The 14,052-nt window shown below is 73.6% G+C and carries 13 protein-coding genes and 1 pseudogene; 5 read left to right on the top strand and 9 right to left on the bottom strand.

The genetic code is table 11. The features are described 5' to 3' along the window. Positions 1-171 precede the first annotated feature (171 nt). Positions 172-1,407, top strand: coding sequence for a cytochrome P450 family protein (locus tag LUZ64_RS08730; protein ID WP_095582292.1), 1,236 nt, complete (start codon positions 172-174; stop codon positions 1,405-1,407). Between the two features lie 145 nt (positions 1,408-1,552). After that, positions 1,553-2,494 (top strand): L-tyrosine/L-tryptophan isonitrile synthase family protein, encoded by a 942-nt coding sequence (locus tag LUZ64_RS08725; RefSeq protein ID WP_232390211.1) that lies wholly within the window; start codon positions 1,553-1,555, stop codon positions 2,492-2,494. A gap of 95 nt (positions 2,495-2,589) precedes the next feature. Here LUZ64_RS08725 and LUZ64_RS08720 read toward each other — a convergent pair whose 3' ends face one another. From LUZ64_RS08720 to LUZ64_RS08710, 3 genes are read right to left on the bottom strand one after another with little or no spacing between them, the layout of a single operon-like run. Continuing rightward, positions 2,590-3,417: an ABC transporter ATP-binding protein gene (locus tag LUZ64_RS08720; RefSeq protein ID WP_095582290.1), complete on the bottom strand. Its 828-nt coding sequence runs from the start codon at positions 3,415-3,417 to the stop codon at positions 2,590-2,592. A gap of 4 nt (positions 3,418-3,421) precedes the next feature. Further along, entirely contained in the window at positions 3,422-4,486 is a 1,065-nt protein-coding gene (locus LUZ64_RS08715; protein ID WP_095582289.1) for a FecCD family ABC transporter permease, read from the bottom strand. After that, positions 4,487-5,548 (bottom strand): ABC transporter substrate-binding protein, encoded by a 1,062-nt coding sequence (locus tag LUZ64_RS08710; RefSeq protein ID WP_095582288.1) that lies wholly within the window; start codon positions 5,546-5,548, stop codon positions 4,487-4,489. 195 nt (positions 5,549-5,743) lie between these two features. Between LUZ64_RS08710 and LUZ64_RS08705 the strand changes: the two genes are divergently transcribed. Then, complete coding sequence (locus tag LUZ64_RS08705) at positions 5,744-6,484, top strand: PIG-L deacetylase family protein (protein ID WP_095582298.1); 741 nt, start codon at positions 5,744-5,746, stop codon at positions 6,482-6,484. Positions 6,485-6,661: 177 nt separating this feature from the next. Here LUZ64_RS08705 and LUZ64_RS08700 read toward each other — a convergent pair whose 3' ends face one another. The 5 genes and pseudogenes from LUZ64_RS08700 to LUZ64_RS08680 all read right to left on the bottom strand — a co-directional run bounded on the left by LUZ64_RS08700 (position 6,662) and on the right by LUZ64_RS08680 (position 10,630). Continuing rightward, a complete protein-coding gene (locus tag LUZ64_RS08700) occupies positions 6,662-7,819 on the bottom strand; it encodes a PP2C family protein-serine/threonine phosphatase (RefSeq protein ID WP_170116803.1) in 1,158 nt (385 codons plus the stop codon). 113 nt (positions 7,820-7,932) lie between these two features. Beyond that, a complete protein-coding gene (locus LUZ64_RS08695) occupies positions 7,933-8,319 on the bottom strand; it encodes a PTS-dependent dihydroxyacetone kinase phosphotransferase subunit DhaM (RefSeq protein ID WP_267897183.1) in 387 nt (128 codons plus the stop codon). Between the two features lie 93 nt (positions 8,320-8,412). After that, positions 8,413-9,042, bottom strand: a pseudogene (gene dhaL / locus LUZ64_RS08690) (dihydroxyacetone kinase subunit DhaL); the annotation flags it as partial. Positions 9,043-9,143: 101 nt separating this feature from the next. Next, the gene (locus LUZ64_RS08685) at positions 9,144-10,118 is read right to left on the bottom strand and encodes a DUF6114 domain-containing protein (protein WP_095582286.1); all 975 of its coding nucleotides are present in this window, start codon (positions 10,116-10,118) and stop codon (positions 9,144-9,146) included. Continuing rightward, on the bottom strand, positions 10,109-10,630 hold the full coding sequence (locus LUZ64_RS08680; protein ID WP_232390230.1) for a DUF6230 family protein: 522 nt from the start codon (positions 10,628-10,630) through the stop codon (positions 10,109-10,111). Before LUZ64_RS08680 ends, LUZ64_RS08685 begins: the two co-directional genes overlap by 10 nt. A 221-nt stretch (positions 10,631-10,851) precedes the next feature. Between LUZ64_RS08680 and LUZ64_RS08675 the strand changes: the two genes are divergently transcribed. Then, positions 10,852-11,490, top strand: a complete 639-nt coding sequence (locus LUZ64_RS08675; RefSeq protein WP_095582285.1) for a TetR/AcrR family transcriptional regulator — start codon at positions 10,852-10,854, stop codon at positions 11,488-11,490. 104 nt (positions 11,491-11,594) lie between these two features. After that, positions 11,595-12,293: an esterase/lipase family protein gene (locus tag LUZ64_RS08670; RefSeq protein WP_095582284.1), complete on the top strand. Its 699-nt coding sequence runs from the start codon at positions 11,595-11,597 to the stop codon at positions 12,291-12,293. Between the two features lie 116 nt (positions 12,294-12,409). Here the strand turns inward: LUZ64_RS08670 and LUZ64_RS08665 are convergent, their stop codons facing one another. Then, positions 12,410-13,729: a glycoside hydrolase family 18 protein gene (locus tag LUZ64_RS08665; RefSeq protein ID WP_232390210.1), complete on the bottom strand. Its 1,320-nt coding sequence runs from the start codon at positions 13,727-13,729 to the stop codon at positions 12,410-12,412. Positions 13,730-14,052 lie beyond the last annotated feature (323 nt).

Genomic DNA, 14,052 nt, shown 5'->3' with positions numbered 1-14,052 from the left:
CCCAAGGATCAGGCGGCCCCCGCGCCGCCGCCGCGGCTCCTTCCGCGGGACGGCCGGCCACCGTCACCGGGCCCCCGCGAAGAGCCTGGAAGTCCCCGCGAAGAGCCGGGAACTCGCCCCGCCCTCCGTCCGACTTCTCAGGGGTCCACGACTTCGCGAGGAGCACCCACCGTGTCGCTGCCCGACCCGATCCCCCTGTACGGACCCGAGTACAAGCGGGATCCCTATCCGCTGTACGCGCGCCTGCGCGCCGCCGGCCCGATCCACCGGGTGCTCTTCCCCAGCGGGGTCACCGCGTGGCTGGTCACCGGGCACGCCGCCGCGCAGCGGACCCTCGCCGACCCCCGGCTCGGCAAGAACCACTCCCGGGGCAACGACCGCTGGCGCGAGCGCGCCTCGATCATGCCCGAGCCTCAGCACTCCCAGCTCCAGGTGCACCTCCTGCACCAGGACCCGCCCAAGCACACGGCCATGCGCCGCCTGGTCACGGACGCCTTCGCGCCGCGCCGGGTGGAGGCCCTGCGGCCCCGCTTCCAGGAGATGGCGGACGCGCTCGTCGACGCCATGCCCGAGGACGCGGACACGGCGGACCTCGTCGCCTGCTTCGCCGCCCGCTTCCCCTTCCAGGTCCTCGCCGAGGTCATCGGGCTGTCCCCGTGCCTCGCCGCCCGCTTCCGGCGCGAGTGGGGCAAGGTCGTGGCCCCCGTCGGCCCCACCGACCCCGGGCGCCCCGCCTACGAGGCGCTGCTGAGGGAGCTCCAGACGTATATCGCCGAGGTGGTCGCCGACCCCGGTGACGGGCTCCTCGGCGGCCTGGTCGCCGCCCGTGACGCGGGCGAGCTGACGCGGGAGGAGCTGGACTCCATGATCTTCCAGCTGCTGGTGGCCGGCCAGGAGCCCGTCACCAACCAGATCACCACCGCCATGGTCGCGCTGCTCCGCCACCCCGACGTGCTGGACCGGCTGCGCGCCGAGCCCGCGCTGATGCCGGCCGCGGTCGAGGAACTGATGCGCCTCGACGGCGCCTTCGAGCTGACGACCTGGCGCTTCCTCGCCGAGGACGCGGACCTGCACGGCACCCGGGTGCCCGCCGGCGACTCCGTGATCGTCTCGCTGTGCGCCGCCAACCGCGACCCCGAGCGCTTCCCCGACCCCGACACCCTCGACCTCGACCGGGCCCAGGGTTCGCACCTGTCCTTCGGGCACGGCGTCCACTTCTGCCCCGGTGCCGCCCTCGCCCGTATCGAACTCCAGGTCGCCCTCGGCACCTTGACCGGCCGGCTGCCGGGGATCCGCCTCGCGGTCCCCGACGAGGAGCTGCCCTGGATCCCCGCCGTCCTCGGCCGGGGCGTGGGCGAACTGCCCGTCGCCTTCGACCGGCCCGTCTGCCCCCGCCCCCGTGGATGAGTGCCCCATGCCGACGCTTTCCGTAAGCCCCGCCCTTTCCGTAGGCCCCGCCCTTGCCGCGGACCCCGCTCTTTCCGCGGGCACCGCTCGTCACACGGGTACGGACCTCCCCCTGGGCACCGCCCTTGCCGGGCCCCTCCCGCCCGTGGAGACGGCGCCCCTCATACAAACCCCCTCGTCCGCCGCGGCCACGGTCGAGGCCCGGGTGCTGAGCCTCCTCCTGCCGTACCACCGCACGAGCGGCCCGGCCTCCCCGGACCCCGCCGACCACCCGGAGCAGCTGCGCCAGATACGGCAGTTCACGGAGGCCGGCGAGCCCGTCGTCCTCACCCTGCCCGGCTTCCCCTGCAAGTCCCCGAACCCGGCCAAGGTGCTCGGCCACCTCCCCGACGAGGGCGAGCGGCTCTCCCTGGGCTTCCTCGACCGCCTCTGCGCGCGCGTCGGCGAGGTCTACGAGCCCGGGGCGCGCATGCTCATCTGCTCCGACGGGCACATCTTCGGCGACCTCATCCGGGTGCCCGACCCGCTGATCGACGCGTACGGGGACGCCCTGCGCGCCCTCATCCGCAGCGAGGGGCTGACCCGGCTCGACACCTTCGACATGCGCGACGTCCACGGCGACCTCGACCACGACACCAAGCGGCGCCTGGTCACCGACGCCTACGCGCCCTCCGTGCCCAGCCTGCGCGAACTGGCCCGCACCGACGAGGAGACCGCCCGCCTCTACCGCGGCATCACCCGCTTCCTCGTCGAGGACACGGCGGACTTCACGGGCACCCGCTCCGCCCTCCAGCGCGAGTGCCGCACCCGCGCCTACGGCGTCATCGCACGCAGCCGCGCCTGGGGCGACCTGATCGCCCACCACCACCCCAGGTCCGTACGCCTGTCGATCCACCCGCAGCGGCCGGGCTCCGAGAAGTTCGGCATCCGCCTGCTGGACGCGGCGGACGCGTGGGCCACGCCATGGCACACGGTGGTACTGCGGGGGCGCGGGGGAGCGGCGCGGCTGATGCGGCGCGAGGACGCGGAGCGCTTGGGGCGGCTCGTCCTGCGCGACGGACGTCCCAGCCACTACGAGGAGGTCTGAGGACCCGAAAAAGACGCCGGACGGGCTGGAAACCAGCCCGTCCGGCGTTTGAGGACACCGCGCGCAAATGGGGGTCCGAGGGCGTCGGCCCCCGATCACGGGAAGGGGCGGGCCTGGGGAACCACCGCCGCATCGGACCCCGCACCCGCGTCCGCCACCCCCCGGTGGTCGAACGCGATCAGCGGATCCCCCGTCAGCGGATGCTCCACCACCGCCGCCCGCACCCCGAACACCTCCGCCAGGAGCTCCGGCGTCAGCACCTCCCGCGGCGTGCCCGAAGCCACCACCGCCCCCTCGTGCAGCACGTGCAGCCGGTCGCACAGCGACGCCGCCGCGTTGAGGTCGTGCAGCGAGAGCAGGGTCGTACGACGCTGCTCCCGCAGCAGGGCCAGCAGCTCCACCTGGTGCCGTACGTCCAGGTGGTTCGTCGGCTCGTCGAGCACCAGGACCTTCGGGTCCTGGGCCAGGGCCCGCGCCAGCAGCACCCGCTGCCGCTCGCCGCCCGACAGGGTGGAGAAGCGGCGGGCACCCGCGCCGGCCATGCCGACCCGGGCCAGGGCCGTCGCCACGATGTCCACGTCCGCGCGGTCCTCGCCCGCGAACGCCCGCTTGTAGGGCGTGCGGCCCATCGCGACGACCGCCCGCACCGACAGCTCGAAGTCGCTGCCGCGCTCCTGCGGCAGCGCCGCCACCCGCCGGGCCGTCTCGGCCGCGGTCAGCGACCGGATGTCGGTGTCCCCGATCAGCACCCGCCCCGCGTGCGGGCGCAGATAGCGGTAGACGGTCCGCAGCACGGTCGACTTGCCGCTGCCGTTCGGCCCGATCAGCCCGGCGATCTCCCCGTCCTCGGCGACCAGGTGGACGCCGGACACCACCGTCCGGCCGGACAGCGTGACGTCGAGCTCCTCGACGGCGATCCGCATCCCTCTATCCCCTCTCCAGGCGGCGGTCCAGCAGGTACAGCAGGGTCGGCGCGCCGATCAGCGCGGTGACCACGCCGACCGGGAGTTCCTGGTCCGGCAGGGCCGTACGGGCCACGAGGTCGACGACGACGAGCAGGACGGCGCCGAACAGGGCGGCCACCGGCAGCAGCCGGCGGTGGTCACCGCCCACCACCATCCGGCAGACGTGCGGCACCATCAGCCCCACGAAACCGATCGCCCCCGACACCGACACCAGGACACCGGTGAGCACGCTCGTCACGACGAACAGCTCACGCCGCAGGCGCACCACGTCGATGCCCAGCCCGGCCGCCGTCTCGTCGCCCATCAGCAGCGCGTCGAGGGCGCGGGCCCGGGCCAGCAGCGCCACCAGACCGAGCGCCACCGCCACCACGGGCAGCGTCAGCGTCGCCCACTGGGCCCCGCCCAGCGAGCCCATCAGCCAGAACAGCACCCCGTGCGTCTGCTGGTCGTCCCCGGCCTGGAGCACCAGATAGTGGGTGAACCCGGACAGGAACTGCCCGATGCCCACCCCCGACAGCACCAGCCGCAGCGGCGAGAACCCACCGCCGCGCCGCGCCATCGCCCACACCAGCGCGAACGAGGCCAGCGCCCCGGCGAACGCCGCCGAGGACAGGCCCAGCCCCAGCGCGCCGCCGGCCCCCGCCCCCAGCACGATCGCCGCGACCGCGCCGAGCGACGCCCCGCTGGAGATGCCCAGCAGGTACGGGTCGGCCAGCGGATTGCGGACGAGGGCCTGGACGGCCGTGCCGACCAGGCCCAGGCCCGCGCCCACCACGGCCGCCAGCAGCGCCCGCGGCACCCGCAGCTGCCAGACGATCAGGTCCTGGGTGCCCGGCACCGGGTCCTGCCCGGACACGCCCCGGGCCACCGCCGACCACACGTCGCCCAGCGGTACGTCCGACGAGCCCAGGCACACCGAGGCGACCAGCGCGGCCACCAGGGCCACGCCGAGCACGGCGCCGGCCCAGCCCGCCCGTACGCCAGGCTCCCGCTCCCGCCCCTCGGCGGCCGCAGTGAGCGCCGTCATCTACTTGACCCGGTCCGGGTACAGCGTGTGCGCGATCTCCCGCACCGTGTCGGCGCTGCGCACCCCGCCGATCGTGGTCCGCTGCGACGTGATGCGCAGGAAGCGGCCCTCCTGGACGGCCTTGAGGTCCTTGGTCGCCGGGAAGTTCCTCAGGAACTCCGCGGCGTCGTCGAACGCCTTGCGGTCGGCCTCCTCGCTGCCCCGGCCGCGGACGGCCAGCTGGATCCAGTCCGGGTTCTTGGCGACGACGTCCTCCCAGCCGACGGGCTTGAAGTCGCCGTCGCAGTCCGCGAAGACGTTCCGCGCGCCGGCCTGGGTGAGGATCCCGTTGGCGACCTGCCGGTTGCACACGGCCATCGGCTGCTTGGTGCTCGCGTCGTAGTCGAAGAGGAAGTAGGAGGGCCGCTTGTCCTCGGGGACGTCCTTGAGGGCGTCGCGCACCGCGCCCGTCTTCTTCCGCATCTCCTGGACCAGCTCCCGCGCGCGGGCGGAGGTCCCGGTCACCTTGCCGAGCTCCTCGATGTCCGCCTCGACGCCCGACAGGTCGGTCCGCGCGGACTTGCCCATCGCGGCGCACGCCGTCGACTTCAGGTAGACGTGCTTGATCCCGGCGGTCTCGAACTCCTTGGCCGTCGGGGCGTCGCCCGCCTTGCCCATGTTCTTCATCGACGAGAACGAGTCGATGTAGAGGTCGGCGCCCGAGCCGAGCAGCTTCTCCTTGGGGATGACCATCTTGCCGAGCACCGGCACCTTCGCCGCCCGGTCCGACATGTCCTGCGGCAGGGTGCCCTTGCCGGGCGGGAAACCCGTGCCGATGACCTTGTCGCCCGCGCCCAGCCACATCAGCAGCTCCAGGGCGGCGGCGTTACTGGTGACGATCTTCTTCGGCGGCGCGTCGAAAGTGGTCTTCGCCCCCATGCAGTCGGCGACGCTCACCGGGAAGCCGGCCCGCGCGGCCCCCGCGCCGTCGTCGGTCGTCTCCGCCTTGCCGCCACCGGCGCCACAGGCCGTCGTCGACAGGGCCACAGCCGCCAGCACACCGCACCACGCACGAGGGCGCATCAGGAACTCTCCAGAAAATCGGGATCAGCGCGGACCCGCCCGTGCGGGTCCGGATCAGGTAGTCGGACCGCGTCGCCGCCGGGTTCCCGCGTGTCGCGAAGAACCCCGGCGTACGCTGCCCCGGACGCCCCACCGAGACACCCTGCCGTGGACCGGGCCGTGGCCCGGGCCGCGCGACGGACGAAGGAGACCGGCATGGCGGACCAGCTCCGGGAGATGCCCACCGACTGGCGGCGCGCCCTCGCGATCGTCGCCCACCCCGACGACCTCGAGTACGGTGCCTCCGCGGCCGTGGCGACCTGGCTCGACGACGGCCGCGAGTGCGTGTATCTGCTGGCCAGCCTCGGCGAGGCGGGCATCGACACCCTCACGCCCGCCGAGGCCGGCCCGCTGCGCGAGCGGGAGCAGCGGGCCGGCGCCGCCGCCGTCGGCGTCCGCACCGTGGAGTTCCTCGGCCACCCCGACGGCGTCATCGAGTACGGGACCGCCCTGCGCCGCGACTTCGCGGCCGCGATCCGCCGCCACCGCCCCGAACTGGTGCTGACCCTCAACCACCACGACACCTGGTCCTGGGGCGACAGCGTCTTCTGGAACACCCCCGACCACCGCAACGTCGGCCGAGCCACCCTCGACGCGGTCGGCGACGCCGGCAACCGCTGGATCTTCCCCGAGCTGGTCGAGGACGGCCTCGTGCCCTGGGACGGGGTGCGGTACGTGGCGGTCGCGGGCTCCCCGAACCCCACCCACGCGGTCGACGCGGGCGCGGGCCTGGAGCGGGCCGTCGCGTCCCTGCTCTGTCACCGCACCTATATCGAGGCGCTGACGAAGGAGGAGCCGGAAGGCTACTGCCGGCGTTTCCTGGAGGGGGCCATGAGCGCCGTGTCGGAGCGCTTCGGCGGCCGGCGGGGCGTCGCGTTCGAGCTGTTCACCCGCTGACCGGGGCCGTTCCCCCGCGGATCCGGGCCGTTCATCCGGCGGTCCGGACCGGCTACCTGCCGATCGGGGCCGTTCTTCCACCGGCCCGGTCGTCCACCTCCGGTCCGGACCGTTCTTCCGGCCTGTCCCGGCCGTTCACCCTCCGGTCCGGACCGTTCTCCCGCCGGCCCCGGCCCTTCAGCCGGCGCCGACCACCGCCCGTTCCATCACCAGCACCGCCGCGTCGTCCTGCAGCCGCCCGCCGGTGTGCGCGTCGAGATCGGCGCGCAGCCGTTCCAGCAGCTCCGGCGTCGACAGGCCGGCCCAGGCGCCCAGCCGCTCGGCCAGCGGATAGAACCCGCCGTCCGGGGCCCGCGCCTCGGTCACCCCGTCCGTGCAGGCCAGCACCCGGCACTCGGCCGGCAGCGTCAGCCGCCGCCCGGTCCGCCGCGCCGGCGCCAGGTCCCCGAGGCCCAGCGGCAGCCCGGGGTCGGCCGCCTCCAGCTCCCGCACGTCGCCGTCCGGACCGATCAGGAACGGCGCCAGGTGCCCGCAGTCCACGAAGACCACCGGCACCTTGCCGTCGTCGCCGGGCGCGCCCGGCCCCCCTTCCTCGGTGCCGAAGACCAGCGCCGTCACGAACTCCTCCGAGGCGCGCATCACCAGGCTTTCCGGGGAGGAGCCCGGGACGCCGTCCGGGTGCGCGCTGCTCTGGTAGGCCCTCGACCGGTGGTAGCGGTGGAGCCCCTGCTCCATCGCCTCCACCCCGCTCTCCAGGTCCCGCCGGTGGTAGGCCGCCTCCCGGAACGCCGTCAGCACCGCGGCACCCGCCCCCAGCGTGCCGAGCCCCTTGCCCCGTACGTCACCGATCAGCACGCGGGTCCCGTACGGGGTGTCCACCACCTCGTAGATGTCGCCGCCGATCAGCGCCTCCCGCTGCGAGGAGACGTAGAAGCCGTCGACGACCACCCCGCCCGTACGCAGCGGCAGCGGCCGCAGCAGCGCCCGCTGCGCCGCCTCGCCGGTCGCCCGCACCCGTTCCAGCAGGGCCTCCGCGTCCCGCCGCAGCCGCGCCACCGCGATGCTCGCGGTCACCATCAGGGCGTTGCCCACGAACGAGCTGACGCGGTTCAGGGGCACCGCGTCGGCGAGGATGCCGTGGTGGGCGACCATCAGGCAGAAGTCGAGGACGCCGATGAACACCGTCTGCCGGAAGGTGCACACCATGGCGGCCGTCAGCGGCGCGAGCGCCGCGAAGACGTTCAGCCGGAGGTTGGCCGGTGTGATCAGATCGATGATCACCACGACCGTGAGATAGGCAAGGACGAGCGCGAAGGGCAGTCTGCGCGACGACACCGTGGCGGGACCTCCACGCCGGAAATGGGGCTGCATAGGGCATTTCGCCGATCACAGACTTCCATGACAGATCCGCCCCGTCCAACCCCGCGATCTTGCAGGCCCGGTGTGTCTCAGAGCTTCCGGTACGTCCGGGCGTCGTCCGTCGCCGCGAGCACCGCCGCCATGTCGCCCCCCGCCGACGCTGTGACCAGCGCGGTCACCGCTCCCTCGACGAACGGGGCGTCAGCGATGCGCACATCGGCGGCACCGAGGGTGCCCTCGGTGAGCAGCGCCTTGACGGTCAGTACCGCGCTTCCCATGTCGCACAGCACCACCACGCCTTTCCCCTGGTCCGCCTCCGCGACCGCCCTGCGCACCAGTTCGGCACTGGTGCCCACGCCGCCGTCCGGCAGCCCGCCCGCCGCCGCGGCCGGTGCCGGGTCGCCCGTACCGACCAGCGCGCGGGCGAGCGCGGCCGTGGCGGCGGCCACCTCACGGCTGTGCGAGACGAGGACCACGCCCACCCGCCCGGCGGGCGGCTCCGTCTCGGTCACGGCCTCCGGCCCGGCCGCCTCCGCCACCGGCCCCACCGCGCACAACTCCGGGTCCGTGGCCTCGTACAGCGCCGTGACCAGCAGCGCGGAGGAGGTGGCGCCGGGGTCCTGGTGGCCGACGCTGCGCTCGCCGAGATAGCTGGCCCGGCCGCGCCGCGCCCGCATCGGCACCGTCGCCGCCGCGCCCTCCCGGGCGGCCCGCGCCGCCGCGTCCAGGGCCTCCGTCACCTCACCCCGCTCCAGGGCGGCGGCGTACGCGTCGGAGGCGGGCTGGAGGGCGTCGACCATCGTCTTGTCCCCGGGCGCGGAGTCCCCGAGCCGCCGTACGCTCGCCACCGCCGCGGCCAGCGCCCGGCCCAGCGTCTCCGGCGCGACCACGGGGTCGTCGCCCAGGATCTTGCCCATGCGTCGCAGCACCGTGCCGTAGAGGGGCCCGGACGCGCCGCCGACGGTGTTGGTGAGGTGCGCGCCGACGGCCGTCAGCAGGGCGCCGGGGGTGGTCCCGCCGTCCGCGGCGGCGGCGGTCACGGACTCGGCCGAGGTGAAGCCGCGCTTGAGGTTGGCGCCGTGGTCGGCGTCCCCGATGGCGGCGTCGAGGTCGGTCAGCCGGGCCGCCTCCGCGACGATCACGCGCGTGGCGCGGTCGAGGAAGCGGAGGAAGAAGGCCAGATCGAGCGGGACGGTCATGTGCGGTGGCTCCCTGTCGCTGGTACGGGCTTTCGGCCCGGCCCAGCGTAGTGCGGCCGTTCCCGGGCGTCCCGGGGGTCCCGGGTGCCTCAGGAAGTGCCTCAGGAACCTCCCCGGGCGTTCAGTGTCAGCCGGTCGGCGACGATGAGGTCCGAGGTGACCAGGGCCTGTTCGGCGGTGACGTCCGTCATGAAGACGAAGGGCGGCACGACCGGCGGCACCGGCAGCCCGTCGGGGGAGAAGGTCACGCAGAGCAGCCCTTCCAGACAGCCGCTGAACCGGGTGAGGTAGAGCGTGACCCGCCCGCTCAGCTCCAGCGTGTCGGCGCCGAGCGCCAGTTCGGCCCCGCCGCCGTCGCGCGTCGTCAGCCGGTAGTCGGCCAAGGACGCCGCCCGCATGGTGAGGACCATGACCTTCAGCGGCCCGGCCGCCGTGGGCACTCGGGTGACCCCGGCGAACGCGAAGCCGTGCGGGGCGAACAGCGTCGTACGGACGGTCGGTGGGGCGGCCGCCGCCCGGACGTCGTCGCCGCCCCGCGGCGCGGCCTCCGCGCGGTGCGCGGCCGGCGTGCCGACCGCGGCCAGCAGGACGACGGGCAGGACGGCGGCGAGCGCCTTCGGGCCGCCGCCGGGCGCGCGGCCCGGCGCGCCGGGGCCCTCCACGGGCGGCTCGTCCGGAGGGCGCGCCGCGGGCGTCCAGCCGAACCCCATCGCGCTGCCCGCGATGCCCAGCGCCATCCCGACGAGGAACCCGCCGAGGTTCGTCGCCGCGAAGGACAGCACGGACAGGATCAGGGCGTTGAGGCTCACGTACCGCCGGGCGGCGGGCGCGTACCAGAGGAACAGTCCGGCGACGATCAGCGCCAGCCCGATCCCGATCGCCGCCAGGCCGCCGAGCCCCAGGCTGACCAGCACGGTCACGGGCGACAGGGGGACGGCGAGCAGCTCCGCGCCGCCGAGCACGAGCAGCAGCCCGGCCCAGAAGGGCCGGGTGCGCCGCCAGCTCCGGAACGTCCGCCGCGCGTCCGGCCACGCCGGGACCCGGACGCCGGGGAGCGCCCGGCGGGTCAGAAGCACTTCTCGCCGTCCAGGCTCACACCCAGCCGCAGCCCCCGGAGCCGGAAGTTCCCTCCGGTCGCCGACCAGGCGTGCGAGCGCACCCCGGCGACCGTGATGTCCCCGGCCTGGAGCCCGAACGCGCCCGGCTCGCCCTTCACCCCCGGCACCTGGTCGAGCGTGGACGCGTCCCGTCCGATCTGCGCCGTGCCGAAGCGCGCGTCACCGACCAGGTCCTCGCCGTCGATGATCAGATTGCTGGCGGTGACGTCGCCCGCGGCGCCGCCGGCCGTGAGCTTGAACGTGACGTTCCCCAGCGGCGTCCGTACGCTCGCCGCCTGGCAGATGTCGCTGAGCGTCGCGTCCCCGATCCCCAGCAGCGCGACCGGGTGCCCCTTGCCGTCCACGGAACGGTCCGTGTGCACGTAAGAGGACAGGCCCTTGCTCGTCAGCTTTCCGGAGGAGACCTGGAAGTTGGTGCCCGACACCGCGAAGGAGGCGGCCAGCGCGCCCTGGGCCATCACCACCGCCATCGCGCCCACCGCGAGCACGGCGGGGGCGGCGACCAGGGCCGACTTCCGCCAGGCGGTCCGGCCTTCCGGAAGGCCCCCGCCGGACCCGCTGCCCGATCCGCCGCCCGTTTCTCTGTCCGGTGCTCTGTCCGATCCGCTCACCGCGTCCTCCCGCAGGGAAGTGAGTGGTGTGGCTTCTGCCATACTCCGGACGTCCGTTGTGGTTGAGGCTAGGGCCGAATTTGAACAATAGTCAACAGCGCGGAACGGAGCGCTCCCGGTCACGTCGCGCCGAACTCATCGCCATCGGGCGGAAGTTGTTCGCCGACACGTCCTACGACGCCCTGTCCATGGATGACATCGCCCGGCACGCGGGCGTCGCCAAGGGCCTGATCTACTACTACTTCACCAGCAAGCGCGGCTACTACCTCGCGATCATCGAGGACTCCGTCGCCGAGCTGGTCCTGCGCGCGGGCGCCACCCACGACCTGCCGCCCGCCGCCCGTGTCGAGCACACCGTCGACGGCTACCTCCGCTACGCCCAGCACCACCAGGCCGCCTACCGGGCGATCGTCACGGGCGGCGTCGGCTTCGACGCGGAGGTCATGGCGATCCGCGAGGGCGTCCGCGAGCGGCTCCTGGTCACGATCGCCCAGGGCGCCTGGGGGCGCCCGGACCTTCCGCCGGTCGCCCGCACGGCGCTGATCGGCTGGCTGTCGAGCGTGGAGGGGGTGACCCTGGACTGGCTGAGCCACCAGGGGGGCCGTGAGGCGCTGTCGCGGGAGACGGTGCGCTCGCTGCTGGTGCGGGGGCTGGGTGACACGCTGCGGCTGATCGAGGACTACGAGCCGACGTGCCCGGCGCCGTCGCGGTCGCCGTGACAGGGGGTCCTGGAGGTTCCCCCCGGGGCGCGGGCGCTGGCATAGTCGTACCGCTCTGGACCCAGTCGGACCGTCACGCCCCACGGGACCCGGGAGGCCGCCTCATGCGCCGCATCCGCACGCGCCGTTTCCTCATGGCCGGTTCGGCTCTCTGTCTGGCCGCCGCTCTCCTCGGCACGGCACCGGCACCGGCCGCCGCCGTGCCGCCCCCGATCCCGGTGATCTTCGTGCACGGCCGCAACGCCGACCCCGGGGTGTGGGACGGGATGGTGGCGGACTTCCTCGCGGCCGGGTATCCGTCCGACCGGCTCTACGCCTGGGCGTACGACACGGCCGCGTCGACGAACGAGACCCTCTCGGGCCTCTTCGCCGCCCGGGTCCAGGAGATCCTCTCCCGCACGGGAGCCCGGCGAGTCGACGTCGTCACCCACAGCCTGGGCGCCCTGCCGACCCGCTGGTACGTGAAGTTCGGCGGCGGCGAGGGCGAGGTGGCGCACTGGGTCTCGCTGGCCGGCCCCAACCACGGTACGGACCTGGCGTACCTCTGCGCCCTGTGGGACCAGGGGTGCAAGGACATGACCCCCGGCTCGTACGTCCTGCGCCGGCTCAACTCCGGGGACGAGACACCGGGGACCACGCGGTACGCGACGTGGTGGTCGTCCTGCGACGAGCAGATCGCGCCGGTGGAGAGCACCCGGCTGGAAGGCGCGCGCAACACCCGGGTGCCGGGGTGCCCGAAACACAACGAGCTGCTGAACGACGCGGGGGTCTCGCGGGAGGTGCGCGCCTTCGTGGGGAGCTAGGGACGGGCGGACGGCGGCCGCCGGGATCCCTTCCCGGCGGCCGCCGCCCGGTGTGCCCCGGCGGACGCTCCGGGGTGCGCGAGCGCTGTGTCCCGTGGGACACCAGCGGAGGTGGGTCAGTTGATGGACTTGATCAGCTCGCCGTCGGCGGTGTCACCGCCCAGCTCCCAGAAGAACGTCCCACCCAGGCCCTGCTGGTTCTTGTACGCCATCTTCCCCGCGATCGTCGCCGGGGTGTCGTAGCTCCACCAGTCACTGCCGCACTTGGCGTAGGCCGTACCGCCCACCGTACCGTTCGCCGGGCACTTCGACTTGAGGATCCGGTAGTCCTCGAAGCCCTTCTCGGTGGAGCCCGCGGCGGGGCCGGTCGCCGTACCGCCCGGGGCGGACTGGGTCACGCCGGTCCAGCCCCGGCCGTAGAAGCCGATGCCCAGCAGGAGCTTGGACGACGGGACGCCGAGGGACTTGAGCTTCTGGATGGTGGCATCGCTGTTGTAGCCGGCCTTGGGTATGCCGCTGTACGAGGTGAGCGGGGAGTGCGGAGCGGTGGGACCCTTCGCGTCCCAGGCGCCGAAGTAGTCGTAGGTCATGGGGTTGTACCAGTCGACGTAGCGCGCCGCCCCCGCGTAGTCCACGGCGTCGATCTTGCCGCCGGCCGAGGCGTCCGCGGTGATCGCGGCGGTGACCAGGTTCTTGGAGCCGAACTTCGACCGCAGCGCGGCCATCATGTCGCGGAAGGCGGTGCGGCCGCTGGTGTCGCAGGTCAGACCGCAGGCGTTGGGGTACTCCCAGTCGATGTCGATGCCGTCGAAGACATCGGCCCAGCGCGGGTCCTCCACCAGCTTGTAACAGGACTCGGCGAACGCGGCGGGGTTCTTGGCGGCCTCGCCGAAGCCGCCGGACCAGGTCCAGCCGCCGAAGGACCAGACGACCTTGAGGTCGGGGTGCAGCTTCTTCAGCTTCCGCAGCTGGTTGAAGTTGCCGCGCAGGGCGCCGTTGTCCCAGGTGTCGGCCTTGCCGTCGACGCTGCCTGCCGCGTCGTAGGCCTTGTCGTAGTCGGCGTAGGAGTCGCCTATGGCGCACTTGCCGCCGGTCACGTTTCCGAACGCGTAGTTGATGTGGGTGAGCTTGGCGGCCGAGCCGGAGGTCTCGATGTTCTTGACGTGGTAATTGCGGCTGTAGACGCCCCAGTTGGTGAAGTAGCCGACGACGCGGTGACCGGCGGCGGTCTCGTCGGAGGCCGATGCGGGGGTCGACGCGGGGGCGGGGGCCGGCGCGGGCGCCGCGCTCGCGGGACCGGCCGAGGCGGCGCCCGTGAAGAGGGTCGTGGCGAGCATCGCGGTGCCGGCGGCGAAGGCCGCGAAGAGGGTGCGGGCGCGCCCGGGGGAGCGCTCGGAGGACTGGCCGCGGGGGGCGTCGAGGTGCGGTCGGTGCATGGTTTCTCCTCGCCGGGTGGGGGAGTTGAAGAGAGATGGGGGGTGACCTGCACTCATGCTTGGCATGAACGCGCTTAACGGTGGGGAAACCGTAGAAGGACTAGACCAGTACGGTCAATGGTTCGGACCAATCCCGTTCACTGATCCGTCAGAAGGCCGAAACGTCCTCGTCAGGGGCTTGGGGGCAGTTGTCAACCGGTGACTCCGAGCCGCCGATCAGGCATACTCCAACCCGCCACAGCCGCAGGTGATCCGGTGCCGTGACCCGGCGAGCGATCATGGCTGCGGCACCACGTCGGCGGCGCCACACCCTTGCGCGCCCG

The organism is Streptomyces albireticuli, assembly GCF_021228125.1.
Classification (GTDB): Bacteria; Actinomycetota; Actinomycetes; order Streptomycetales; family Streptomycetaceae; genus Streptomyces; species Streptomyces albireticuli.
This window is presented reverse-complemented; position numbering and strand designations above follow the sequence as displayed.

What these genes read in the sequence shown, in the direction of transcription:
- LUZ64_RS08670 (WP_095582284.1), top strand. Translation starts at nt 11,595, where the DNA reads ATGCGCCGCATCCGCACGCGCCGTTTCCTCATGGCCGGTTCGGCTCTC.
- LUZ64_RS08710 (WP_095582288.1), bottom strand. Translation starts at nt 5,548, where the DNA reads ATGCGCCCTCGTGCGTGGTGCGGTGTGCTGGCGGCTGTGGCCCTGTCG.
- LUZ64_RS08705 (WP_095582298.1), top strand. Translation starts at nt 5,744, where the DNA reads ATGGCGGACCAGCTCCGGGAGATGCCCACCGACTGGCGGCGCGCCCTC.
- LUZ64_RS08680 (WP_232390230.1), bottom strand. Translation starts at nt 10,630, where the DNA reads ATGGCGGTGGTGATGGCCCAGGGCGCGCTGGCCGCCTCCTTCGCGGTG.
- LUZ64_RS08715 (WP_095582289.1), bottom strand. Translation starts at nt 4,486, where the DNA reads ATGACGGCGCTCACTGCGGCCGCCGAGGGGCGGGAGCGGGAGCCTGGC.
- LUZ64_RS08665 (WP_232390210.1), bottom strand. Translation starts at nt 13,729, where the DNA reads ATGCACCGACCGCACCTCGACGCCCCCCGCGGCCAGTCCTCCGAGCGC.
- LUZ64_RS08720 (WP_095582290.1), bottom strand. Translation starts at nt 3,417, where the DNA reads ATGCGGATCGCCGTCGAGGAGCTCGACGTCACGCTGTCCGGCCGGACG.